At 33.1% G+C, this 24,398-nt stretch carries 32 protein-coding genes, 1 tRNA gene and 2 pseudogenes; 11 read left to right on the top strand and 24 right to left on the bottom strand.

What is annotated here, in order from left to right:
- The 4 genes and pseudogenes from HA140_RS06025 to HA140_RS06035 form a co-directional block, all read right to left on the bottom strand.
- Positions 1 to 433, bottom strand: a pseudogene (locus HA140_RS06025) (porin); the annotation flags it as partial.
- Between the two features lie 200 nt (positions 434 to 633).
- Positions 634 to 768 (bottom strand): hypothetical protein, encoded by a 135-nt coding sequence (locus HA140_RS09435; protein ID WP_257469837.1) that lies wholly within the window; start codon positions 766 to 768, stop codon positions 634 to 636.
- Positions 769 to 1,126: 358 nt separating this feature from the next.
- Positions 1,127 to 1,837: a pectate lyase gene (locus tag HA140_RS06030; protein WP_245156235.1), complete on the bottom strand. Its 711-nt coding sequence runs from the start codon at positions 1,835 to 1,837 to the stop codon at positions 1,127 to 1,129.
- A 90-nt stretch (positions 1,838 to 1,927) separates the two neighbouring features.
- A complete protein-coding gene (locus HA140_RS06035; protein ID WP_209040254.1) occupies positions 1,928 to 2,440 on the bottom strand; it encodes an adenine phosphoribosyltransferase in 513 nt (170 codons plus the stop codon).
- Between the two features lie 384 nt (positions 2,441 to 2,824).
- On the opposite strand from HA140_RS06035, the gene HA140_RS06040 reads away from it, so the two are divergent.
- Together HA140_RS06040 and HA140_RS06045 are read left to right on the top strand one after the other, a co-directional pair.
- Positions 2,825 to 3,640, top strand: a complete 816-nt coding sequence (locus HA140_RS06040; RefSeq protein ID WP_209040255.1) for a putative sugar O-methyltransferase — start codon at positions 2,825 to 2,827, stop codon at positions 3,638 to 3,640.
- A gap of 169 nt (positions 3,641 to 3,809) precedes the next feature.
- Positions 3,810 to 3,883 (top strand) — tRNA-Pro (locus HA140_RS06045).
- A 166-nt stretch (positions 3,884 to 4,049) separates the two neighbouring features.
- On the opposite strand, the gene HA140_RS06050 is transcribed toward HA140_RS06045, so the two are convergent.
- The 4 genes from HA140_RS06050 to HA140_RS06065 form a co-directional block, all read right to left on the bottom strand.
- On the bottom strand, positions 4,050 to 4,754 hold the full coding sequence (locus HA140_RS06050) for a HupE/UreJ family protein (protein WP_209040256.1): 705 nt from the start codon (positions 4,752 to 4,754) through the stop codon (positions 4,050 to 4,052).
- Positions 4,696 to 4,833 (bottom strand): hypothetical protein, encoded by a 138-nt coding sequence (locus HA140_RS06055; protein WP_209040257.1) that lies wholly within the window; start codon positions 4,831 to 4,833, stop codon positions 4,696 to 4,698. The genes HA140_RS06050 and HA140_RS06055 overlap by 59 nt, the downstream gene beginning before the upstream one ends.
- Before the next feature lie 252 nt (positions 4,834 to 5,085).
- Entirely contained in the window at positions 5,086 to 5,541 is a 456-nt protein-coding gene (locus HA140_RS06060; RefSeq protein WP_209040258.1) for a hypothetical protein, read from the bottom strand.
- Between the two features lie 2 nt (positions 5,542 to 5,543).
- Positions 5,544 to 6,026 (bottom strand): hypothetical protein, encoded by a 483-nt coding sequence (locus HA140_RS06065; protein ID WP_209040259.1) that lies wholly within the window; start codon positions 6,024 to 6,026, stop codon positions 5,544 to 5,546.
- Between the two features lie 640 nt (positions 6,027 to 6,666).
- Here HA140_RS06065 and HA140_RS06070 point away from each other — a divergent pair.
- Entirely contained in the window at positions 6,667 to 7,257 is a 591-nt protein-coding gene (locus HA140_RS06070; RefSeq protein ID WP_209040260.1) for a tyrosine-type recombinase/integrase, read from the top strand.
- Here HA140_RS06070 and HA140_RS06075 read toward each other — a convergent pair.
- From HA140_RS06075 to HA140_RS09485, 13 genes and pseudogenes are all read right to left on the bottom strand, one after another.
- The gene (locus HA140_RS06075) at positions 7,254 to 7,463 is read right to left on the bottom strand and encodes a hypothetical protein (protein ID WP_209040261.1); all 210 of its coding nucleotides are present in this window, start codon (positions 7,461 to 7,463) and stop codon (positions 7,254 to 7,256) included. The genes HA140_RS06070 and HA140_RS06075 overlap by 4 nt on opposite strands.
- A gap of 306 nt (positions 7,464 to 7,769) precedes the next feature.
- On the bottom strand, positions 7,770 to 9,845 hold the full coding sequence (locus HA140_RS06080; RefSeq protein ID WP_209040262.1) for an AAA family ATPase: 2,076 nt from the start codon (positions 9,843 to 9,845) through the stop codon (positions 7,770 to 7,772).
- Between the two features lie 72 nt (positions 9,846 to 9,917).
- Entirely contained in the window at positions 9,918 to 10,136 is a 219-nt protein-coding gene (locus HA140_RS06085; protein WP_209040263.1) for a hypothetical protein, read from the bottom strand.
- Positions 10,137 to 10,356: 220 nt separating this feature from the next.
- Positions 10,357 to 10,920, bottom strand: coding sequence for a DUF4326 domain-containing protein (locus HA140_RS06090; protein ID WP_209040264.1), 564 nt, complete (start codon positions 10,918 to 10,920; stop codon positions 10,357 to 10,359).
- The gene (locus tag HA140_RS06095; RefSeq protein ID WP_079298865.1) at positions 10,910 to 11,182 is read right to left on the bottom strand and encodes a helix-turn-helix transcriptional regulator; all 273 of its coding nucleotides are present in this window, start codon (positions 11,180 to 11,182) and stop codon (positions 10,910 to 10,912) included. Before HA140_RS06095 ends, HA140_RS06090 begins: the two co-directional genes overlap by 11 nt.
- 228 nt (positions 11,183 to 11,410) lie before the next feature.
- Entirely contained in the window at positions 11,411 to 12,775 is a 1,365-nt protein-coding gene (locus HA140_RS06100; protein ID WP_209040265.1) for a hypothetical protein, read from the bottom strand.
- A gap of 600 nt (positions 12,776 to 13,375) precedes the next feature.
- Complete coding sequence (locus HA140_RS06105) at positions 13,376 to 13,543, bottom strand: hypothetical protein (protein ID WP_209040266.1); 168 nt, start codon at positions 13,541 to 13,543, stop codon at positions 13,376 to 13,378.
- 87 nt (positions 13,544 to 13,630) lie between these two features.
- The gene (locus HA140_RS06110) at positions 13,631 to 13,879 is read right to left on the bottom strand and encodes a DUF1651 domain-containing protein (protein ID WP_075449672.1); all 249 of its coding nucleotides are present in this window, start codon (positions 13,877 to 13,879) and stop codon (positions 13,631 to 13,633) included.
- Positions 13,880 to 14,014: 135 nt separating this feature from the next.
- Positions 14,015 to 14,182 carry a hypothetical protein gene (locus tag HA140_RS06115; protein WP_209040267.1) on the bottom strand — a complete coding sequence of 56 codons (168 nt, stop codon included), beginning with the start codon at positions 14,180 to 14,182 and terminating at the stop codon, positions 14,015 to 14,017.
- A 43-nt stretch (positions 14,183 to 14,225) separates the two neighbouring features.
- Positions 14,226 to 14,570, bottom strand: coding sequence for a hypothetical protein (locus tag HA140_RS06120; RefSeq protein WP_209040268.1), 345 nt, complete (start codon positions 14,568 to 14,570; stop codon positions 14,226 to 14,228).
- Between the two features lie 202 nt (positions 14,571 to 14,772).
- On the bottom strand, positions 14,773 to 14,901 hold the full coding sequence (locus HA140_RS09440) for a hypothetical protein (RefSeq protein ID WP_257469730.1): 129 nt from the start codon (positions 14,899 to 14,901) through the stop codon (positions 14,773 to 14,775).
- 33 nt (positions 14,902 to 14,934) lie between these two features.
- Positions 14,935 to 15,702, bottom strand: coding sequence for a glutathione S-transferase family protein (locus HA140_RS06125; RefSeq protein ID WP_209040269.1), 768 nt, complete (start codon positions 15,700 to 15,702; stop codon positions 14,935 to 14,937).
- A 2-nt stretch (positions 15,703 to 15,704) separates the two neighbouring features.
- Positions 15,705 to 15,806, bottom strand: a pseudogene (locus tag HA140_RS09485) (PD-(D/E)XK nuclease family protein); the annotation flags it as partial.
- A gap of 279 nt (positions 15,807 to 16,085) precedes the next feature.
- Here HA140_RS09485 and HA140_RS06130 point away from each other — a divergent pair.
- Both HA140_RS06130 and HA140_RS06135 read left to right on the top strand, forming a co-directional pair.
- Positions 16,086 to 16,268 (top strand): hypothetical protein, encoded by a 183-nt coding sequence (locus tag HA140_RS06130; RefSeq protein ID WP_209040839.1) that lies wholly within the window; start codon positions 16,086 to 16,088, stop codon positions 16,266 to 16,268.
- Between the two features lie 143 nt (positions 16,269 to 16,411).
- Complete coding sequence (locus tag HA140_RS06135) at positions 16,412 to 16,570, top strand: hypothetical protein (protein WP_209040270.1); 159 nt, start codon at positions 16,412 to 16,414, stop codon at positions 16,568 to 16,570.
- 11 nt (positions 16,571 to 16,581) lie between these two features.
- Here the strand turns inward: HA140_RS06135 and HA140_RS06140 are convergent, their stop codons facing one another.
- Entirely contained in the window at positions 16,582 to 17,151 is a 570-nt protein-coding gene (locus tag HA140_RS06140) for a S41 family peptidase (protein ID WP_245156237.1), read from the bottom strand.
- 288 nt (positions 17,152 to 17,439) lie between these two features.
- On the opposite strand from HA140_RS06140, the gene HA140_RS06145 reads away from it, so the two are divergent.
- Entirely contained in the window at positions 17,440 to 17,646 is a 207-nt protein-coding gene (locus HA140_RS06145; RefSeq protein ID WP_209040271.1) for a hypothetical protein, read from the top strand.
- 18 nt (positions 17,647 to 17,664) lie between these two features.
- Here HA140_RS06145 and HA140_RS06150 read toward each other — a convergent pair whose 3' ends face one another.
- Positions 17,665 to 17,985: an ArsR/SmtB family transcription factor gene (locus HA140_RS06150; protein ID WP_306822724.1), complete on the bottom strand. Its 321-nt coding sequence runs from the start codon at positions 17,983 to 17,985 to the stop codon at positions 17,665 to 17,667.
- 117 nt (positions 17,986 to 18,102) lie between these two features.
- Here HA140_RS06150 and HA140_RS06155 point away from each other — a divergent pair, with 117 nt between their 5' ends.
- Genes HA140_RS06155 through chrA form a run of 3 tightly spaced genes read left to right on the top strand, consistent with a single transcriptional unit; the run spans position 18,103 to position 21,653 of the window.
- Positions 18,103 to 19,125 (top strand): ArsJ-associated glyceraldehyde-3-phosphate dehydrogenase, encoded by a 1,023-nt coding sequence (locus HA140_RS06155; RefSeq protein ID WP_209040272.1) that lies wholly within the window; start codon positions 18,103 to 18,105, stop codon positions 19,123 to 19,125.
- 11 nt (positions 19,126 to 19,136) lie between these two features.
- Entirely contained in the window at positions 19,137 to 20,396 is a 1,260-nt protein-coding gene (arsJ, locus tag HA140_RS06160; protein WP_209040273.1) for an organoarsenical effux MFS transporter ArsJ, read from the top strand.
- Between the two features lie 30 nt (positions 20,397 to 20,426).
- A complete protein-coding gene (gene chrA, locus HA140_RS06165) occupies positions 20,427 to 21,653 on the top strand; it encodes a chromate efflux transporter (RefSeq protein ID WP_209040274.1) in 1,227 nt (408 codons plus the stop codon).
- A gap of 46 nt (positions 21,654 to 21,699) precedes the next feature.
- Here the strand turns inward: chrA and pstS are convergent, their stop codons facing one another.
- Entirely contained in the window at positions 21,700 to 22,686 is a 987-nt protein-coding gene (gene pstS / locus HA140_RS06170) for a phosphate ABC transporter substrate-binding protein PstS (RefSeq protein WP_209040819.1), read from the bottom strand.
- Between the two features lie 351 nt (positions 22,687 to 23,037).
- Here pstS and HA140_RS09380 point away from each other — a divergent pair, with 351 nt between their 5' ends.
- Positions 23,038 to 23,223 carry a hypothetical protein gene (locus tag HA140_RS09380; RefSeq protein ID WP_245156238.1) on the top strand — a complete coding sequence of 62 codons (186 nt, stop codon included), beginning with the start codon at positions 23,038 to 23,040 and terminating at the stop codon, positions 23,221 to 23,223.
- Positions 23,205 to 24,365 (top strand): carbohydrate porin, encoded by a 1,161-nt coding sequence (locus tag HA140_RS06175; protein ID WP_245156239.1) that lies wholly within the window; start codon positions 23,205 to 23,207, stop codon positions 24,363 to 24,365. Before HA140_RS09380 ends, HA140_RS06175 begins: the two co-directional genes overlap by 19 nt.
- The last annotated feature ends 33 nt before the right edge of the window (positions 24,366 to 24,398 follow it).

Raw genomic sequence — 24,398 nt, forward strand, 5'->3', positions numbered from 1 at the left:
CACCCCAGTCTAAAATTGTACCGGTAGAGTTGGTCGCACCAGGAGCATTACCTGTTTCGATTCCAATGTTTAAATTGTCTTCACCAGTGAAACTAGTGTCTAAGCTAAATCCAACTTGGTATTCTCCCATAAGAGCTTCTGCACTTCCGTTAGGAGCATCAGCTATACCTAGAAGAAACCCTGCTGAACCACTCATAGTTGTGGTTTCAGAGAAACTACCAGCTTCAACTACGTTAAGTCTTGCTTCTAATCCATCAACACGGCTGTTTGTAACAGCTAGATCTTCTGGATAGAATTCGCTAATGTTTTGGACTTCTTCAGAAGAAGAATAACCAGAAACCTCAGCTAAGTTAAGCTCATTAGCTGTTGCAGACATTGGTGCTAGAAGACCTAATGTTGCAGGAGCAATAAGCAAGCTTTTGAAAAGCTTCATAAATTTCCTCACACGAAATTTAAAGGACACTTCAATATAGAGTGTAATTAACCACAAAATCAAGTATCAACCGATACATTTTTAAAATATTTATGACAGTTTTTAAATTGCTACATTGAAATAATTTCTTGAAAAGTTTTGAAAATTAATAGAACGAAATTAAATGATTAGCTTAAAGGGTTTTTGAATTAAAAATTAATTTAAACTTTTTTTGAAATTTTGAATGAAACCTTTTGAGTTTTATATTTTTTTGTTTTTTTACTTCCTACTGAATCGACGTACCATCCAGAAGCTAATCTGGTATCAATTTCTTCATAACTTTCAACTCGATTCATTTTACTCAGAGATTTCTTCTTATAGTCCATCAGGTCTACATAAATAAAACTATTAAGATGAATATAGCATTAAAAAATACTTTAAACTTTATAAAGTCAGCAAAATATTTGAGCCCAATACAGATTCACGTAAAAAAATAAAATTTAAATTTTTGAATTCTATAGAAAAAAGAAAAATTTAATATATTTAACCTCAACGAAAAAATTTATTAGTTATATTTTTTAAAACTTTATAAACCTGAGGAGCACAAGGTTAAATGACTCAACTAAACCTTATTGTCAATTCTTTACCAAGAGATTTACTTGAATTTACATTTTTTTTAGCAGTTGGATTCACAGCTGGATCAATGGGATTAATTTAATTAAGAAAATTACTAAACTTATTTTTTAAACTAGAAAATTTTTTTCCACAATTATCTACACAATGAAAAAATATTCCTGTTGATAATAGAAATTCAAAAATTTCTTGATCGTTTCTAATTTGCTCTGTTGTTGAAGCCCATGAAATATCAAAATAAAAATAAAAAAGAGCGACAAATAAAAAGTATAGAGATAATTTTTTACTTGGAAAAGCATAAACATTTTTAAATTTTCTCCACCCAAACCAACCTAAAAAGATACAGCTTATTTCGAAAACTGGGTCCAATAAATAATTATGAAAAAAAGGTAAATTGTGAAAATTTGTTTCTCCTTGGACATTCAAGTTAGAAATGGTAGTGATTCCAATCCCAGTTATTCTTTCTCCCCAGCTTATTTCCTCTCCTGCTATTACAAAAGATAAAAGAGCTATGAGAAGCCAAATAAAAGAGTTAATTTCCTTTTTTTTCTTTTGTCTTAAATAAATAAAGGAAGCCAAAAGTCCCGATAAAACATATTCTAAAAACTGAAGCCATTCAAGAGGGCCGTCCTCACTTCTAAGCCAGTCAAACCAACTTACGCCTATCAAACTTTTTCCGTAAGGGAGAATATAAACAAAACCATATATAAAAAGTAAATAATAAATAGGAAATAAACTCACCTCCGGACTAATTATTCCAAAAGGAGTTTTAATATCTTTAGATATTTGCATATGTACAGGATGAATAGTATTTCACTTTTAATTTTAGATTAAGCCTATTATCTAACCAAGTCTATTTTAAAGATTAGACTTTGATTGAATTCAGAATGATATAGATGATTCCACTGGGAAATTAAATTTATTTCTTCCTTTTAGCGTTAATAATTCCACAACAGTCAATAATCCCGAAATTTTTTTTTCGTTTCTTTTAAGTAAATTTGCTACACACTCAACTGTTCCTCCAGTAGCAAGTAAATCATCAACGATTGCAAAGGAATTATATTTTTTTAAAGAACTCTTTTGTATAGAGAGAGAATTTTCTCCGTACTCTAAATTGTATTTTCCTGTTACTATTTCACCCGGTAGCTTTCCTGGCTTTCTGGCAACAATCATTGGTTTAGCGGATTCTAGGGCAATTGCAGAGCCAAAAATAAAACCTCTAGCATCTATTGAAATTATCACTTCAGATCTTTTTATAATCTGACTAGATGACATTTTATGAATCAGTTCACTGAAGACTTCAGGCTCCTGCATTATTTCAAGTACATCTTTGAAATTAATACCTTTTTTAGGAAAATCTTTATAGGTTGAAATCAGTTCTTTTAACTTTTTCATAAGAAATTTATTATATTTAGATAATTACCCTTTATAAACAAATTTAATAGATAAAACAGTATAAGTAAGTTAATTTACGATATCTAAAATATTTTCAGAAATTTATTTAAGTATCTTCGTATAAATGACTATTATTAACTAAGTTCTTTTGAAAGGGAATCGGAGCAGCTTAGTGCTTTGGAAGTATACCTTTTACTAAAAAGACCTATTGAAATAAGAGACTTTCTTACTTTTATAAAAATCTATAGAACTAGAGAAAGTGACAAAACTATATAATTACTCATAACTAATTAATGGTTTTAATAAATGTTTTTAAAGAAAATATTAGCTGGTACTTATACAAGAATTAAATTGCCTTTTTCAATTTTGAAGACCAAATTATTAATGTTCAAAACTAAATCAGTTAATTATAAAGAATGTAAATCAGTCTCTGATAATGGAGAATATCCTGAATTAGCCTTGAAAGCAGCCTTAGATCCTGTGACCTTTTCTGTTTTCAGAAGGCACCACAACTACACAAGGATTCTTGAACATGTTTCAAGGAAAGAAGGTGAACAATATCTCAATATCATTAGGAGAGAATACAAGATGAAAGATGATGAGATATTTCAAATTCTTAAACCTTTAATGAAAGTAGGTAATCCGAAACTTTTGAGGCTTAAAGGCTTATCTAATAAAATTTCAACGACTGGATTAAGGTATCTAAAAATTGCCTTAGATATAAAAAAGATAACAGGAAGAAATATTGGAAATGTTGTTGAGATTGGTTGTGGATATGGAGGGCAAGCTATTATTCTTGATCAACTTATAAAAATAGAAAGTTATACATTTTATGATTTATGGCAAGTCAACCTACTTATTAAAAGATTTATAGAAGATTCAAATTTCAGCACCACATATACTATCTCAACAATAAAAGAAGACTCATTCAAGTGTAGAAATTCATGGGACTTTTGCATTAGTAATTATGCCTTCAGCGAATTACCTAAGGCAATTCAAGAAATCTATATAAATAAAATTTTAAACAAGACAAAAAAAGGGTTCATGTTGATGAATAGCGGAGTAAGTGGAAAATTCGGAAAAATAAAAAATCACAGTCAAAAAGAGCTTTTGAATATTTTAAGAAATGCCTCAATATATAATGAGATTCCGTTAACTCACATAAATAATTATCTTTTAACTTGGGGGGGAGATAATTAGGTATTAAAAAAAAGATTAATATAGTTACTATAATTTGTTTAATACATATCAATATAAAATATAGATAAATTAGCATCAAAAATTATTTTCTAGCCAAAAAAGTGTTTTTATGTACTATTTAGCATTTTAGTCTTTTCTAGATGACTGTTATGAACTAAAATCTTATGAGCGGGGCGTGGCGCAGCTTGGTAGCGCGGGTGCTTTGGGAGCACTAGGTCGCAGGTTCGAATCCTGTCGCCCCGATCAGTCATACCAATAGATTAGAAATAATATAACTTGTCTCATATTGCGAAAAGGTAGCTAGAGGGGTAGCTAGGATACAGTTGTTGCGATCGTCACTTACTTATCTAGTGCCTATTATTGACAATTCCATCAATTAGGTTGATCCCCGAAAATTTTAGAACACTTATTAATCAATAAGTGCAACCCATGAAAAGGCTGCTCCAATACCAATTAAAATTCCCGAAACCAAATTTTTATTCTTTAAAATTTTTCCAATATGCTCTGATAAGTATAGGACTATTAAGAGCAAAGATCCTTGCCCTATAAATATTCCTAAAAAGTAACTTAATAGAGGACTTTGCTCAGCACCAACAATTGCACCTCCTATCAAGTAACCATGCAAAGAGATCATGGGTAAAAGTAATGAGCTAGGTAAATAGCCCAAAATTATCAAACTTTCTAAAACTAAGCTTAAAGATACTAATGCTTCTGCGTAGGGAATCATAAATTCTGGCAATGACAAAATTTGCGCAATAGCACTTCCAATTAAACCAAAACCTAATAAAGGTAATATCCATTTTTTTGGGAATCTCAATCCAATAAGACTTATTGCCAAAATAAAAAGGAGATGGTCTGGACCTAATAAGGGATGACCAATACCACTGATAAATCCCTGCCAGGAAGTTAATGTGGAACTCTCACCCATACCAAATGGATGATGAGCAAATACTGGATTATAGATACTCATAAAAAACAAATATATAGGGAAGATTATTAAAGAGACTTTTAAGTTCTTATGAAAAAAATTTTTAGAATTCATTTTTCTATTTAAATTAATGATCTTTGCATGATGAACATTCTTCACAATCTGTACATTCGCAAGGACAAACACAACCGCAACCTGGACAAACTTCTTTCTCGTTTAAAATCAAAGTATCTGTTAATAAATGTTTTGTAAAAGTAATAACCATAATTTAAAAATTTATTTCTAAATATAAACAATATATGACTAAATAGCAACGCTAGTAATAATTTATACATTTCATAAAATTAAAATAAAAAAACGATTATCATTTTTATTTAATTCAAAAATATATTATTTAACAAAATTTAAAAATGATAATCATGTTCATGAATATTATTTAGCAACACAATAACAAACCTTTTAAATAATATTTTGATAATTAAAATCATATTCATGATTATTATTTAAAAAGATAACTTCACTCAGCTTCTATTTCAATAATTCTTTTACCTTCCAAAGCATTAATTCTTTCTTCTTGGAACTCAATAGCTTCTTTAATATCAACTTCAGATACGCTACTTCTATTTTCCGAAAGAATAGTTCTTGCAGCTTCGATTCTTGTATAAGCTCTATTGCGTGGATCTCTCATAATATCCCGTAAAGTCTTTACAGCTTCGGGTGCACTATCAATCAATAAGTTATCTCTTTCCTCTAGTTTTGTATTTCTAATATCTTTTTGGTACGTCTTACAGTCTGGGTGCTGTTTTACATACTCCCGAAGTCTTTTGTAATTTGTGTTGGCTCGTTCTGCTGATTCTTTCCAGTTGAACCCCTGCCCCCTAAACTTCAACGCAAGAATAATATCTTCGGGAAGTGGTACTTCGGTTATATGTGGTCTACCTTTTTTATCTCTTTTCTTATCTTCTATTAGCAACTTTATGCACCTAACCCGATATCGTCAGATAACCCCCATTGTCTACGAGCTTTTTGTGCTTCAGGAGAATTAAAACTTATATTTTTTGTTGGGTGAAATCCTTGTGGCTTATTTCTAATAGCTTCTTCTCTAGCGTTATTTCTAGCAATCATTTCTTTTAATTTATTCTCTTCTATTTGTCTCCTACCCTCTTCCATTTGCTTTCTTAGATTTGCAGCAGTACCCGTAAATCCTTTTGCTTCTAGTGCTTCAACATCTGTAGTCCAATAGGCTTGTCTATTATGTCGATCCAAAACATCTGCTGGAAGTTCTGTTGGATCAGGTTGGACTAAGTTTTGGTATAGATAAGGATTAAATTCCTTCATTGCCATCTCATAAGCAAGTGGAATATCATCTCCCTTCTTTGGCATCTTATTTATTGGAAGTCCTGCCTTATTGCATACATCAATGTAAGCGGAAGTATTATCAATCATTGGTATATCCATAATTAGTAATAGAAAGGTTTAATTGGTCGTTGTTGATGCAGGGAATTAATATTCGGAGAACGATCCAACATCAACTTATCTGGTGATACTTTGTTGTCTCTACATTTCTCCCAACACCAATCAGTCCAAGTAATTTGATCGTTGGTGTTATACGGAAATAGCTTTTTGGCACATTGCTCGCATCTCCTGTAAAGGATTTGCTCAGGTCGCATAAAGCTATCTTTGTCGTATTCGTATTCCATATCTAAATCTTACACTAAATATTATTTAGTAGGTATACATTTACCCCTTATTTATTACTTTGCGGTCGTATTCGTTGGCAATATTAGTAAATAATGTTATATTATATTTATCAGTAAGTCCCGTGACTAACGAACTGGATTCTGACACTTTCGAATCCTCCCCCTGTGTTACAGATAGGTAATATTAATATCACTATTTATTATTTAATAACGATAATTTATCAGCAATAATAATATCTTTATTTGTTATCTTTTTTGCTTAATTAATAACTAATACTAAACACATATTGTTTGCGGTTGTCTGATATCGTCTGCGTATGTGACGTATAATTGTAGTAAGACGACAAGCGTTGCTACAGCTTGTGTCTGTATTCTCTTTAAAATTACTAACCTTACAAATGTCTAAAACTAATCGTAAGGGTAAGTCGAAGGTATTAGATACGAACCAACTAGATAATCTGATATCAAACTTACCTCAAAAACATCACAAACTAATTGCATCTATCTGTAGAAATACAGCTTGTAGAATCTCCGAAGCCTGTCAACTCAAATGGGAAGATTTAAGACCTGATAATTATTATCCTGCTATTTACTTTCCAAAAGAAATTACAAAAGGAAAGTTGAAGCCAAGAGAAATTCCCGTTTCACGAGACTTAATGAACGAATTAATGCAATATAAAGAAGATTGTTGGTATTTAAAGGCCGAAAGTACCGAGCCTAATTGTTATTTATTCAAGTCTAGAAATCCAAACGAGCATTTTAGTGTTCGAGGTTTTCAACACGCTTTAAAGGCCGCCATTGAACGAACTAACCTTCAGGGTGCTTCTAGTCATTCATTCAGGAGGACGAGCCTTACAAGTGCACATAACGCTGGCGTACCAACAAGACACTTAATGGCGGTAAGTGGTCATGCTTCTATGGATACTCTTGCAGGATATTTAGAAGTTAAGGACGAAGATATGGTCAATGCCACTAATAAATTTGCTTAGTTAACTTCTTCAAGTCCTTCGGGCATCTTCTCTGTTAATAAGTCGGGGTCTTTTTCCTCTACACGAACCACAAGCTCCCATTGATTGAACTCTGGTTGTGGATCATTAGCCCCGATTATCTTCATTGATAGGGTTGGAGGTCGTTGTACGAAAGTAATTGCATCTAGCCTATTTCTCATTCTTTCCATCTTTGTATCGAACTTCATTAAACAATTCCCCAATTATTTTTTTCTATACAATTTTAGCGTACTTTTAAATAACGAAAAATCCGAGAATCGTTCCAAAGACTACCTTTACGGGGGTATATATAAAGTTAATTAAGATTATCATTTCCCTTCTGCTGGAACGTATTACGGAAAAAGGATAGAAAATTAATTCGTTAAGTATACGCTGAGATTGATTGTGCTGGAACGTAATTCGGCAACAACTTCACGAGCATTAAGATGAAGATGATTTGCTAACAATAGTCGTACCAATGGAAGAGCTTATCTTAATTAATTTCCAGAATGAGCCTACTTAGAGTTAATTGACCTCGTGTAGTAAGGATTAATCCTATACATTCCCTTTTTGTTGGGTACTTTTTGAAGTTTTGGCATCTTTCCAGTACTCATTCGGCTTAAATTATTCGAAACAGTACCTTTAGCAGTCCATTTCTTAGTTTGTTTAACCGCTAAGAATATTTCATCAACGCTTACGTTATTTTTATTGTTGCTTTTGCACTCCTGCATAAATTTATAGATAAGTCCCGATACATCATTGATAATTTCTGTCCCATCACAACATTTCAATCGTCCATCTTCTCCAATCTCATAATTCAACCTCCTTTCATCTCCTTTCCTGCTTTTGTGGATAGTTATTATCCTTCTGTCGGATACTTGATTCCCTTCTTCATCTTTAGGCTTAACTATTCCGAGAATAAAACTTGGTATTTCCTCCCACGCTTTCGCACCTCCTGATCTTCCACTAGCTGATCCATCATGTGCACAAACAATAATCGTGCAATATGGTGCAATAACTTCTTTCAAAAAGAGTAGATATTGGGTTACGTCTTTATTGTTGGTGTAATCGAGATTATCTTCTCGGCCAAAGATAGCTTTTGCAGAATCCTGAATAATACAAGCACCCTTATTTTCTTTAGCCCATTCATATAGTTCAATCCTCGATCTAAGATCAACACCCCACGCTTCTTGTTGGCTTTCTGGATCGTGACACCAAAGCTCCCAATTTTCGTGCTCACTAAATTCGGTATGTAATCCAGCAGCTTCCAACTCTTCTTCGATTGGTGCTCTACCACTATCCGAAGCAATGTATAAAACTTTGGTTGGTTCAGGTTTAATATTTCGATCCAAAAAAGAATCTCCTGTCATTAACGAATAAGCAATCTCCAACGCTAATCGTGTCTTTCCTGATCCTCTTTCGCCCCAATGCACATTCACATCATTTGCTATTGCAAAGCCACACAAAGCCCAATCAATACCCGTTCCAGTTAATCGAACATTCCTTCTCTTTCTTGGTTTGGCTGTAATCGTATTACGTCCCAAACATTTACTTTGCAATAGGTCATAACAATGCTTTTCCTGTAAATCTGACTTTGCACCAAACTTCATAAAGCACTCTCTTTTCAACTCCATCTCTCGGTTTATATCGTTGTCGGCAATCGCTTTATATAACTTTTCTATGTATCTTTGATATTCAACTTTATCTACCAATTCTTTATCTGCTGACCAATAACACCTCTTAAGAAAATCAATTTCCTCGATTGATGTTAGAAAATCTTTTTCCTCTGGATTTTCGGGGTCTTTAACTGTTGATCTAATCAATCTTGCACAAATTCCAAATTCTGCGTGGAACTTATCTAGTAATAAACGAGCCTTAAATTCTTCTATTGGTTCTATTTCGTTCTCCCCTGATCTAATACGATTCAACAACTTTGGATTGTTGTACTCTTCCGCTTTATATTCAATCTCCTTATTCCATTCTTCGTTATATGGATCAGCGTGTGCGTCTAAAGCTGTAAGAAGTCCAATAGCTACTTTCCAATACTTATTCCACTTACTATCATTTTTAAAATCTTTCGGGATACGATCAAATTGCCCTTGTAGTGACCAATATTCCTTCATTGCTTCACTATGTTTGTATTTTGGGTCGTTATCCCTTTCCAATAACTCTTCATCTGTAAGAGAATCCAATTCCTCTGCGGTCATAACGCATCTAGTTGCACTTGCTTCCCTATAAGCTGATCTATCCCCGTAATGCTTCATCAATAAATTCTCTGCCCGATAGCACCAATCCTCCACATCTATATCGAAGAGTTCATCATTCCATTCTTTTATCTTGTCCTCGTAATTCCATCTCCTGAAGATGTGATAGGACTTGAAATGTAATTCCTCTAACTTGTCGAATAGTCCCCAATCATCTTCCGTCCAATCGTCCGTCTGTTGGTTCATCTCTAACGAAAGTAAACTCTCAAAGATATCTCCCATTGATTCAAAGAATGTCGAACCAAACTTTCTAAATTCTTCTTTGGTTAATTCGTCTAAAGTTCTTAAAACTTCAATCTCCTTAAATAAATTAGCAGGACGTGTCATAATGTAATTAATAGAAATAGTGAGCAGCTATTTTGATTTACCTGTAGTTGGAGCTACGGGTATTTTTTTGTCTTAAATAGGGTTATCTAAATCCCAACCCAGTTGCTTCGATCCAACTTCTGCAAGAAGTCTCATCATTTCGCTTGGATTAGAATTATGTATCATAGATTTCATTTGTAAGTTGGCTGCAAAAGGTTTAGAAACACGGATTGTAACTACAGTATTAATAGCTAAATGTCTTTCTTTTTCCCTGCGGTCTTGTAGTTCTTTCATAACGAAATGTGTATACATTAATTATACTTAGTAAATGTAATTAGTTCTTAATAAATATTATTTAATAACTGTTTTATACTTAGTTAAAAGTATATGTTTAACGTCTACAATTCCAGCCTTATAGTTATTAGTTTCCCTTTCTAAACACTCTTTGTAAAATCGTTCAGCGTCCCTAATACTACGTCTATAATTTGCAATCATTTCTATACATTGTTTCTTCGATAAATTTTTAAATTGCTTATTTGTCACTATCCTCGTCCCCTAATAGAAATAACTGTTCTAACTTTTCTACGTTCTCCTCTTTTAACCTCTTCTCCTTAGCTTCTTCTATAAACCTTTCCTCGATACTGCCAAAGAAAAGTGCACTATCTACTATTGCATCTTCGTCCGTGCGATCAATCAAAAACCCCTTAGCTTTTCGGTTAGCTAACTCAATGATTAAGTCCTTTAGTATGTCCCCGTGACACGCTTTGGGCTTGCACGAACATTGAAGCTCAATGTCTTTCCCTTCGAGGTATAAATCAACAACCTCCAAAAGCCAAGCCTTAACAGATGGATAGTTATTGCTTATATAGATAAGTTCTAAACCTATCCTCGAATGAGCTAACCAAAAGATATTAACGAAGGCTTCAAACGCTTCAATAACATCTTCTCTGGTTCGACCCTCCGTCATTTCGAAAGGATTACCAACTGGACTTTTCCTGTCGATCTTCTTTCGAATTACGTCTGGGTGCTTCTTCTTGTGCCAACGATTAACAACTCTAATCGTTCCTTTCTTGAACTTCTTTTTCTTATTTCGCACTTTCCTGCACCTGAGCTTGTTTAGCTATTTCTAAAACTTGCTTTGTAGGCTTTTTCCAGAAAGTAAATACTTCTAAAGTTCGGTCGTGATGCCAGCGAAATTGACTTCGTTTTAACGTACCAATCCTTATGTAGTGATACCCTTCAACGAAGTATCCATCTTTACGTCTACGCCATAGCGTATCTTCACTTACTCCAAAGATTTCACAAACCTCGTTTGTGCTCAGGAGCTTCAACCCTTTCGGGGAAGTTGCTGTCTGCATTGTTTTAATTAGTTATTGGACTTGTTCTCAGGTATGGGTGGCCTTGTTGAACGAATGTTTTGTCTTTCTGTGCGTCTTTTGTGCTTTTTACAGCCCCGTGTCTTTTTGTGCCTATTGGGTCGATTGTGACCTGTATTGTCTTGTGGCTCTAACGAGCATTTATTCAATACAGCAATCTGTATTAATAAAGGTATACATCATTTTGGAAAAGTCGACAACCGCAAGAGGTCAAATGCGGTCGCTTTTAATATTTATCGCTTGTTGTTCTGCACGTTCCATAGCATCATCTAATATTTCTTCGGTTATATAGCGAGAGTATTCTTTGATATGTACCTCGACAGAATGACCCATCATTGGAGCAACATCACGAAAGTGCATCTTATAAAATTCATGTGCTCTTAATCCGTAGGAATGTCTAAAACTTTTCGCAACCACTTTCGAGTTGGCTTTCTTCAATTCGTTCCAAACATCATTATTTTTCAAATAACTTCTAAATCCTTCCCCTGCTCCTGAATTACATTCGGGTAATTTATCTCCACGTTTTACCCTCTTAACTAACTCCCACTTCTCTGCCCATTCTCTATGTAGTGGATACAGCTTTCGTCCTTTTGTTGTTGTTACCCCTGCCCTCTTTCCGTAGTTGCAATAAAGACTATCTTTACCATTCTTACGAACTTCTAAATAGAAAATCTCTATTGGCCTTAATCCATAAACTACGCATAACTTTATTGCTAAGTCCCATTCTCTAGCTCTTTCTCTAACATCACTTCTCGTATCATCTATCGGTAGAGAATCAATTAACTTCAACAAATCCTTATCGGATATTCCTGCTGTTGGTTCTGCCGTTTTTGCTTCTAATTCTTCTGACTTTCTGCCCTTATATCTTGTAATTCCTCCTTTAATCGGAGGACTCCAATTCTCACTTTCCAATAAAAAATTAGACTCGGTATTGGTGCAATATTCTAAAAATTCTCTTATTTGAGTTAATCTATTTGCTCTCATTCTTGATCCAGCTTCTCCTGATATCTTGCCCATCTCTATAAACAAATCATTGGAATTACTTGGGGGCTTACATTCGATTACTCCACTTCTAGTTACAAACTTATCTCCAATAACAACAGCTTTTAATCTTGTATAAGTTTTGCCCATAACCCTATCTCTAACCCCTTCTAATATTTCTCCTCCATATTCGTTGTTCCAATTATTGATACTAGATACATCTCCCGTTACTAATCTTTTATATTCTTCAAATTTTGCCCAAGCATCTAAAAGAATCTTTGGATTAGTTTTCTTTCTTGGCTGTTTATCTTTTGGTGCGTTACGTTTGGTTCTCTCAAATGCTTCATCAATATCTATGTTCTTCTTTATGTGTAGATAGTGGATTGCTTCTATAAAATGTTTAATCTCGTTTGCATTACCACGTTGCCATTTGTACGGAAGATATTTGTAGGTTCTCGATCCATCATCAAATCTTATCCCCAACATTACCTTCTCTTTATTCTTCGTTATCTGCCAATTTTTATTCCCAAGAGTATCCCTAATAAATACCCTTAGAGATATAACCCAATCTTCATTTTGTCGTAGGACAGGCATTTGGCACTCGGTTGTTCGTGGGGTAGCTAGAGGGGTAGCTAAGTGACGACCTCATGCTATTGTAAGCGGTCGTAAGATGCAATAGTTAGTCTCAAATACGTTCCAACACAATAGAAAAGTCTAGTTATAATCTATATTCTTATATTTTTCTCAAAGTTACATACAAGTGCTTTGGGAGCACTAGGTCGCAGGTTCGAATCCTGTCGCCCCGATAGTCATAGCAGTCGATCTCAGATATACCAAAATAGAGTCTCAAAAGTATCCGTGGAATTTCCGTGGAATATGTTGGATTTGTAATAAAAAAGCCACGGAACTTCGAAACCATGTGTGCATCTTCAGGTTGAATTAGTTCAGATCTCGGCAATAATAAAGTTGTCAGATATTTGCGACCTTCAAACAGCCCACAGTAGTGACCTTCGACTTTATTTGATGCACCTTCGATAAGTGCGGGGATTATCAACAAACAACTCCATATATATTGAGAACACGCAACAGACCACCAAATCTTCCAGTTCTTTCAGAAAAGATCAAAGCAAATATTCAAGTAAGAAGAAATAATATTATTAGGCGTTCAAAGTAGTAAGCTTTTCATTTATTGGCTTATAAAAATTTCAGAGGATAATCAACATTTTTGGGTTCAAGATGTTTTGTGTAACAAGCTGTTGTGCAATCCACTCCTTCACTATTAATGCTGCAAGAAGTTATGCATTCAAAAAAACTTTCCAAAGCATCTGTATCTTTAATATTTGAATAAATGTCTTTTTTCATTGTTAAACCTCTACTTTGAAGCTTATTTAGCAAATATTTAAATATGAAGTCAAATTTTTGGTAAAGTACCTAGTCCTAATTATTTATTTAAAAATAGCTATTAAATATAGAAGTTTTCTTCCAACCCTCCTGTAGTAACTTCTTATATTCTTCTCTTGCAGCTTCAACAGTTTCTACCCTCGAACCTTTCATAACTGGTTTACTACTCCTTTTATAAACACAACCATAACTAACCATCATTGCATCAATACTCGGAGATGGTTTCGATACATCTTCAAATGGTTCAAAGACTTTTATTCTGTTTCTGTCCTTATTAATAAGAGTAAATTTCTCCACTTACTGATATGTATTGAGTAAGAAAATATAAATCCCCAACAATACTGCGGTTGCTACACCTACACCGATAAATATATTTGGTTGATTATTCCAAAGGTCAGTTAAATACTCCATTTACTGTTTTTGCTGTTGCTCTTACTGGGTTACTGTCTGTTGAAATTCTAGTTTTCTTGCAAGTCTATGTATGGCTGACCAAGTTGCGGTTTTCCGTTTAGATAATAGGACTACTTGCTGTTTGTTCTTAGGGGTTAACTTATATTTATTTAAGACTTTTCCAAGTGCTAAAGGATTTACAAGGGTCATTTATTTAGGATCTCTACTCATTAAAAATTACTCCAACTCAATATTAATCTATTCCCTCAAGATTTCTCATATATTTTATTTCTTTAGGGTCTAAATTTAATTTTTTGACTAATGGATGATTTTCATCAATCAATCTCCAAAAAGGAATCTCTTTCCCATGTTCTTCAATTGCTTTCCTGAGGAAGATTCCTGTTGAGACTGGACAAGAATTATCCGCGCCCATTACTTTTGCTAAATCTAATCTCATTTCTTTTGAAGTCTTATGTATGCCTTCTGGAATATTCTTAATGTATTCAGCTATCTTTTCTGGGGAAGAAATAAGCATTTTCTGCCCAGCTTTTAAGTCTGAAAAGTTTTTTTCAAGAATTTTTATTATATTTCTAGACATTTTTTTTACCTTATTCCTTACATATAGAGTACTTTTTAATTTGCTTCTACATCAATAATTCTTCTAACTTCCAAAGCATTAATTCTCTCTTCTTGAAATTCAATAGCTTCTTTAATATCAACTTCAGATACACTACTTCTATTTTCCGAAAGAATAGTTCTTGCAGATTCGATTCTTGTATAAGCTCTATTCCGTGGATTAATTAATAATGTGGAGGTTCTGATTCTTCTGGAGGAAAATAGGTATCCTCATCATTACCTTTTTTCTTCTTTCTGAAATATTCTTCGGATGGATCTAACCCATCATTATCGTAATTGGTTTCCTTTTCCATTTACTTATTTAAGTTGTCTAAGTATTAAGCGTTTCATTTATTTCCATTTAATACGGATTTGACATCACTTAGAAAGTTTTCTGCATTTTCAATCTCTTGAGATCGTATATCACCCTTCCCAAAAAATGCCCAACGAGGGTGTGGAATTTCAAGTGCTCGTTGCGTATTTTTTCTATTATCTATTCGATCAAACCATGCTTTTAAATTAGGTAGACCATCAATAGGGACATTTGCCCAATAATAAGTTCTTGCCCAAGGATAAGTAGCAATATCAGCAATTGTAAATTCGTTACTGACGATAAATTCATGTGATGCAAGTTGTTTATCAAGCACTTCAAATAAACGACGACTTTCATCTACATAACGCTTTATAGAAAACTGATTATTCTCGCCATTTAAAGCAGCAATCCTTTGAAAATACATCGCTTGACCCATCATTGGACCTATTCCACCAACTTGAAACATCAACCATTGCATTGTTATAGATTTTTCATTGGCATTCCTAGGTAAGAACTTATTATATTTTTCGGCGAGATACCATAAAATTGCTCCACTCTCGAAAACTCGGAAATCATTATTTGAACGATCAATAATAGAAGGGATTCTTCCATTGGGATTTATATTTTTGATGTAATCTTTATCCTTCTGTTCGTTCTTAGAAAAATCAACATACGTAAGATCATATTCAATGCCTGCTTCCTCAAGAAAGATTACTGGTTTCCATCCATTCATAGTTGGAGCAGTATAAAGATGTATATCTTTTTGAGAAGTTTCCTCTACTTTTTTTGCAGGTTCTTTCATTAAAAATCTTCTTTTTGATTAGGAGAATAAGAAGAAGATGCTCTTGTTCTTAATCCAGTTGCTTTAACAGGTTCTTTTTTACTATTTCTCTTTAGATCAATCATGACTTTATTAAATCCAGCAAGAGAGATTCATCATTCATAGATTATCTAGATTAGAAACTATTAACAAAATTTATTTATTAATGATTACTCAAATTAAAAATTAAATAAGAGGGCATTTGTTTGCCCTCTTCGAGTCGTATGCACTTCCTTGTCCACAAAGTCGATGAAGTGCTTTTGACTCCTGAATTATTTCTACTCCTACTGAACGAGAAAAGATAGTCGTGACAACCACAAAGCACTAATACTCGGGTAGAAATACCCTATGAATTTCAAGTAAAAATGGAGGACAATATAAGTGTAGATATAGGAGGTCTTATGAAACTCATCACTCCTTTCACAATTCTCAATCGAAAATTCAATGAAATGGATTTGATTAGAGATGCAATGAAGAAAAGAAAGTTAGCAACTGAAAGATTGCATGACGATTACAGAAAAATGTATAAAAGCCACCAATTTGCTTAACTTTATTGAAGCAGTTAAGGTGTAAAAATTTTTTAGATAATTTAATTAGTTTATTTAAAGATGTGTTTTAAACCGTTATTCTTTCAAAAATAATAATCAAAAAGAATGTATTATTTTTGAGTTTTCTAAAAAATAAATTAAATATGAAAGAAGAGAGAAAAAAGAAACTCCCTAATAAAAAAGCAATCAATTCTGTAAAGTTTGAAGCAAGGGAACAATTCACTAAATCTGCATTAGAAAATTTAAAAAATGAAAATAAAAAAATCATGGACTCACTCAAAGAATCTGGAGAAGTCGCATAAATTTTTAAAATTTAAATTGAGGTTCCTTTTTTTTGATTTGGGTAAAGTTCATTTTCTGGAAAAATTTCTTTTAAATCTTTTGGAAAGAAAAATTCTAATTGCCTTCTCATATCTTCTTCATATAAATATTCTTTGTTGGGGACTTTAAAAGTATCTCTTATTAATCGAACATTTATTTTTTCCTTTTTACCTGCCTCATTTACTCTTAATAAGACTAACTTAATTGGCTTATCTTTTGGTCCTTTTATGAGAGAAACTGCTTCTGTTATACCCATTCCTCTCGTAGATTTCCCATCTATTTTGATAATTACATCATTTGGTTGAATGTCAGCAGAAGCAGCAGGAGAATCATTTATTACAGATTGAATAGTTAATTCAGCAGTATCACTATTAAGAAAAAGCCTTATTCCAATCCCTGAAATTTCCTTATCTTTTTTGTGAGATAGTTTTTTATTAGTTTTCACACAACCTGCATAATCTCGTGCTTCTAAACATTTTTTATGCATTTCATCAGAAACTTCAGCATTAACAAAAGTAGTTAAAGCTAATGCAGCCAGTAGTGGCAGTAGAAACCTTCTCAAAATACAGAGTTAATTAACAAGCATGATAGAAATTATTTCTTGTTAGGACAATAATTTATTAAGGATGCTTTATTCCTTTGCGTCTTTTGTAGTTGGTCTAGTTTTAACTACTCCTCCCTCGATATAAAGCTCAGACTCAAAGCCAGCCCTAAGACCGCTATAGTTTCTTACTTATTGATATTATTATTTTCAATTCGTTCCATAGCCTCTCTTAATTTCTTCAAAAATTTTTTCTTTAACTTTACTTAACCATAGGTGAATATTATTTACTGAATAACAACTGAGGGAATGTTTAAATATAAGGATTTCATTGCTCAAATCAAATATAAAGAAGTAATATCTTCCCCTGTATATTTTATTCCTGTTTTGCTTCTATCCATAATGATTATTATTGAAGGTTTTCACATCTTTAACCACAAACAAAACTGCAAAACTAAAGCTGAGTGGATGGAACAATCAGGAATGACTTATGACAGGGAATCAGAAGTTAATTAATAAAATCTAAAATATAATTTATTCGCAACAACGTTTTCTATTTGAGGAATAATCTGTCAAAGAAGTTATCCATTCCTTTATCAAAAAGAGAGATTCTTTATTTAGGCTGTAATACACCCATCTACCTTCTTGCCTGTCTGCGATAAGACCAGCTTCCTTCAAAATTTTTATGTGATATGAAATTCTTGATTGAGATAAATTAGTTAATTTCATAATATCGCAAACACAAACTTCTCCATCCATCATTAGGTCAATTATTTCTAGCCTAAAAGGATCAGAAAATGAAACCATCAACTTAGATATATTTTCTTTTTTTACTTTGCTAATATCTTCTAACAATTTTAAATTAATTAAATTTTCCTAAATATAGCTTAAATAAAAAAGATTTCATTAATCAAAACATCTTGATGCATCAAATTATTTTGATGTATAATTTATGTAGAAAATTTCAAAGTTATGAAAATTGGAATTAATGGTTTTGGAAGAATTGGCAGATTAGTTTTCAGAGCATTATGGGATAGAGCTGATATAGAAATAACTCACATTAATGAGATAGCAGGAGATTCGAATGCCGCTGCGCATTTACTCGAATTCGATTCAGTCCATGGTAGATGGGTGAAAGATATAAAGGTCAAAGAAGAAGAAATAATAATCGATGGAAAGAAATTAGCCTACACATCTTTTAAAAATTACCTAGATGTTCCTTGGGAAAAATCTTCTGTAGATATTATTTTGGAATGTACAGGAAAGAATAAAAAGCCAGACAAACTAAATCCCTATTTTGATTCTCTAGGGATGAAAAGAGTAATAGTAGCTTGTCCAGTTAAAGGAATTGTTGCAGCAGCTGAATCACTTAATGTTGTTTATGGCATAAATCAAAGTCTTTATGACCCTTCCAAACATAAATTAGTAACTGCAGCATCCTGCACTACAAATTGTTTAGCTCCGATAGTAAAGGTAATTAATGAAAATTTTTCAATTAAACATGGCGCTATTACAACTATTCACGATGTAACGAACACTCAAGTCCCAGTAGATTTTTATAAAAGTGATTTGAGGAGAGCAAGAGGATGTATGCAAAGTTTAATACCTACTACCACTGGATCTGCCAAAGCTATCGCTGAGATCTTTCCAGAATTAAAAGGAAAATTAAATGGCCATGCTGTAAGAGTTCCTCTACTTAATGGTTCTTTAACAGATGCAGTTTTTGAATTAAATAATAAAGTGACAGTTGAACAAGTAAATTTGGCACTTAAAGAAGCTTCAGAAACTTATTTAAAAGGAATTCTTGGCTACGAAAAAAGACCTTTAGTTTCTGCAGATTATGTAAATGACTCTAGAAGTTCAATAGTTGATAGTTTATCGACGATGGTTGTTAATTCAAATTTATTAAAGATATACGCTTGGTATGACAACGAGTGGGGTTACAGCTGCAGACTTGCAGATCTTACTGAATACGTAATCAAAAAAGAAATTTAATTTATGTCTTTATGAAGTTATCTAATATTCAACAATATAGTGTTGTAACAGCTAACTATTGGGCGTTCACGCTTACTGACGGCGCATTAAGATTATTAGTTGTTGGGCACTTTCATGAGCTAGGTTACACAACTCTTCAAATTGCTTTACTTTTCCTTTTTTATGAGTTTTTTGGGATAATAACTAATCTTTATGGTGGTTGGATAGGAGCAAGATATGGATTAAGGCTTACTTTGTGGATTGGGACTATCCTGCAAATCATCGCTCTTTTTATGCTTATTCCAGTTAAGGAAGATTGGCCGTTAATTTTTAGTGTCGCATACGTTATGGTTGCTCAAGCAGTTAGTGGGATAGCAAAAGATTTAAACAAAATGAGTGCTAAAAGTGCTGTTAAGACAGTAGTTCCAGAGACAAATGATGGCAACGATACTGGCCAAAAACAACTTTTTAAATGGGTTGCTATTTTAACTGGATCAAAAAATGCTCTTAAGGGAGTTGGCTTTTTCTTAGGTGGACTTTTATATAAGTTATTTGGATTCAATAATGCTGTAGGAATTATGGGTTTTGGACTCTGCTTAGCCTTTTTATTGACATTAATTTTGCCTGGAGAAATTGGCAAGATGAAAACCAAACCAGCTTTTAATGATCTTTTTTCAAAATCAAATGCAATAAATATTCTTTCAGCAGCAAGATTTTTTCTTTTTGGAGCAAGAGATGTTTGGTTTGTTGTAGCTCTTCCAGTATTCCTAGATATGGCCTTTGGTTGGGACTACATGGAAATAGGATTATTTCTTGGGGCCTGGGTAATAGGTTATGGAATTGTTCAGGCTTCGGCTCCAGCAATTAGAAAGATATGGGGCCAGAAAGAAAGTCCAGATCGTAAAGCTATCCAATTTTGGAGTGCCGTATTAATGGTAATACCATCTTTGATAGGAGTTGCATTATGGAGAGAAAGTTCTCCATCGATAGCAATAATTTTAGGACTTACTATTTTTGGATTTGTTTTTGCAATGAATTCCTCTACACATTCTTATATGATTTTGGCCTACTCTGATAATGAAAAAGTCAGTTTAAATGTTGGCTTCTATTACATGGCAAATGCTGCTGGAAGACTAGTTGGAACATTACTATCTGGCTTACTATTTATGATTGGAAGAAATCCGAGTATTGGTCTTCAATATTGTCTTTATTTTTCATCACTTCTAATATTATTATCTTGGATTTCGAGTCTTAAATTACCATCAATCAAACAAAGCTTATCATCACCATAAAAACTAATTTTTTGAAATTAGAATATTTAAATGGCAAAAATATCCTTAATTGAACTTGCAAAAATTTTCCTAAAAATTGGTATTTTAAGTTTTGGAGGACCGTATGCTCATATTTCCTTATTCGAAGATGAAATTATCAATAATAAAAAATTGATTTCAACTCAATCTTTTGAAAAAGGAATTGGATTATGTCAAATACTTCCAGGTCCAATATCTACTCAATTAGCAATATATATAGGTCTTAAAATTAATGGATATCTTGGTGGATTGGTATCCGGTATAAGTTTCATTATCCCAGGATTCGTTTCGGTATTAGCTCTTAGTTTTTTTTGGCAAATTGGATCAGGATCAAAATTCTTAACAGATTTAATTTATTTCAATCCTCCTATTATTGCAGGAATTATTTTTTCATTCTCTTTAGTTCTATTAAAAAAAAGATTAAAGTTTGATCGAATATTATTCTCTAGCTCAATATTATTTCTACTTATATTTGCCAAATATAATAGTATTCAATTTCCACTCATAACAATTCTTACTATTGCAGGATTGATAAATATATTATTACGGAAATTCAAAGATAATTTTTACAGCTTGATCCCTTTATCTATATTTTCAACAACCTCATTTTTGAGTAGTACACTCTTTTTAGATATTTTTAAATTCTATAATTTTTTGAAGGATTCTTTAAACTCAAAGTTTTTAATAAATTATCTTAATCTGTTTTTTTTCTTCTTCAAATCGGGACTTTTTATTTTTGGAGGGGGACTAGTAATCATTCCTCTAATGAGTGATTATGTTGTCTCACAAGGATGGTTAACAAATAATGAATTTATAGATGGGATAATGATTGGCCAGATAACACCTGGTCCTGTCTTATTAACTACAAGTTTTATTGGATACAAAGCTGGGTTTACGATCGGAGGAATAAATGAAGCTTTAAAGTATTCATTTATATCAACTTTTGCAATTTTTTTACCAAGCTTTTTATTGATTTTTGTTTTTGGGAAAGGCTTCATAAAAAACAGAATTAAATCGATTAATTACTTTATCGAAGGAGTCATCAATACAATTCCTGGAGCAGTTATTTTCTCTGGCTTTAATTTAATTGAAGATAGTTTTTCATCAAAATTCTTTTTAATTAGCTCTATTTTTATAGTTTTAATCTCCACAGTATTATCGTTTTTAAAATTAGTTCCAACATACATACTTATTCTTTTTTCTTTAATATTAGGTTTATCAAAATATTTTTTTGCATAAAAAAAGGAGGAAATAAATTCCCCCTTTTAAATGTTTGTCTTACGATTTATTTACCGATTCTTTTTACTGCAGCTCTTGATTTCTCAAGAATTTCGCCTTTCAAAGGAACAAATCCAAGTGATGGAGCTTTATCTTGATACTCATCACTTAACAATGTATTAAAGGCTTGTTTGATAGCTTTAGTGTTTCTACCATTACCCTCTTCATAAGCAAGTATCCATGTCAATGAAGCTATAGGATATGCTCCTTTTGCTTTTGGATTGGGATTTTTACCAGCAAGATTTTCATCTAAAGTAATACCATTAAGAGCCTTAGCTCCTGCTTCTACAGATGGTTTTAGAAACTCACCTGAAAGATTCTGAAGTGCAGCAGCTTTGACATTACCTTTTATGTAAGACTGGTTAACATAACCAATTGCGCCAGGAGTATTTTGTATAACACCTGCCACACCTGAATTACCTTTTGCTCCAACGCCTGCTGGCCACTTAACTGATTTACCTGTTCCTAGTGTCCAGGTTTTTGAAAAAGCTTCCATAGAGTTAGTAAAAGCTTTGGTTGTGCCTGATCCGTCAGAACGATGTGCCCAAGTTAACTTACCTGATTTACAGCCTAATTCTTTCCAGTTTTTAACCATACCCATAGCAACTCTTACTGCTTGCTCTTGAGTAAGTTTCAAATCGCAATCATAGTTGTAACCGAAAGCAATAGTTCCACCAACCATTGGGATTTGAACTAAACCTCTCGTAACCTTTGCTATATCTTTATCTTTCATAGGATCATCTGATGCACCGAAGTTAACAGTTTGATCAATAAATGCTTTTCTTCCAGAGCCAGAGCCGACAGCTTGATAATTAACTCTTGGACCACCTGAAGAGGCTAAATCTTTGAACCAACGAGTGTAAATTTTGGCAGGGAATGATGCTCCAGCACCACTTAATCTTGTTCTAGCAGAAACACTTGTGCCAGGAACACTTGTACCAGCAGCAATGGCTACTGCAGAAGTGAAAACCAAAGCTTTCTTAGCTATGTTCATGGATGTCATAGTTAAATTAAACACTCCATATATATAGCATTGAATTTATACATAAATATTCTTTAATTGAAAGTTTAGCCTTCTATTAATTATTCCTTAAACTCTTCTTAAATTAATTAACAGCTGTGGCATTATTTCGTTAAGTTTTGAATATATTTAAAAATAAATATGTGTAAATTATTAACTCTGATTTAATAAATTTCTAAAGATTAACAAGATTTTTATATTTAATTTAAGACAAGTTTAAACTCTCTTTAAATTTTTCTTATTTACTTTATTTCTTACCCGTTTCTTAACTTTTATTCGTTCTCATAGATTTGGATATTTATCCATTTTTACGTGTTGAGGTTCATGAAACTTTTTCAAAAATTAATAGCTGCTCCTGCCATCATTTCTATGGCATCAGGTTTTGCAGTAAACGCCGCTGAGATCAATTCAACAGATCTTAGTGACTATTCAAACTCTAGCAATCTAGTATCTTTAGGTGATTTCAAATCCGATACTTTATTCCCAGGAGATTGGCTTACGATTCATTAAAGGATCTTACAAATAGCCCAAAATTTAATGGTAACTCAGTTACTCGTTTAGATGCTGCTGCTGAATTAAACAACTTAATTGCAGGTGGTGAAGGCTTAATGAACGGAGCTGCAATAGATAGGCTAAGTGATGAGCTTGGTTCTGAGTTGGCAATTATTAAAGGAAGAGTTGATGGACTTGAAGCTCGTGTTAATGGACTTGAAGCTAGTAGTTTCTCATCAACAACAACTATGGATGGTGGAGTTGATGTTCTCATAGGAGCAACTGATGGTGGGGCAAGTGAAGCTTTTCAATTCCAATACGTTTGGGATATTGATTTAGATACAAGTTTCACTGGCGAAGATAAACTTGAAGTTGGTATTGCAGCTGGTAATGCTTCAATTGAAACTGGGGGAGTTCTTGATTTTGGTGAACCTACTAGTGATGAACTTAAGGTTATTGATGTAAATTACACATTTCCTTTAGGTGACAACCTTACAATGAAAGTTGGTGATTCCCTAAAAATCAGCAAAAATTTTGATAACGCCTGTGCTTACGATGGACTAACAGATGAATTAGGACATTGCGGAGATCACAAAGCTCATCAAGTTGGAGGAGATGTTTCTTTTGGTGGTCAATATGACTTTGGTAACGGCTTTACATTTGGTGCAGGAATCGCTGGCGCTTCTGATGGACTTTTGACGAAGGAAGACTCTAGTGCGTATGGTTTAAACGCTGCATATTCCGGAGACAATTACGGGATTTCTGTTGCTTATGCAATGGTTGAAGCCGAAACTGCAACAAGCGGTACTAAAAATGATAGTACTTATTGGGGAGTAATTGGTTCGTACTCATTTGATGATGCTCCACTTTCTTCTGTTTCGATAGGATATGGAACTGGAGATACTGAAGGTAGTTCAACCAATAGTTCAAGTTGGTTTGCAGGATTAATGTTTGATGAAGTAGGTCCAGGTAAAGTGGGTCTTGCTGTAGGAACAGATGGTTTACACGCAAGTAATGCTACAGAGGATATGCTTTACGAAGCATATTATTCCTACGATATTAATGATGGCATGTCACAGACATTAGGAGTTTACTACCAAGAGAACAATAGCGGAACTGATGAAACTGGTGTTGTTGCTGTAACATCATTTAGCTTCTAAATCTGAAAGCTAATACTTTTATACACATTAAAA

This window comes from Prochlorococcus marinus CUG1417, assembly GCF_017695975.1.
GTDB classification, from domain to species: Bacteria; Cyanobacteriota; Cyanobacteriia; order PCC-6307; family Cyanobiaceae; genus Prochlorococcus_A; species Prochlorococcus_A marinus_AG.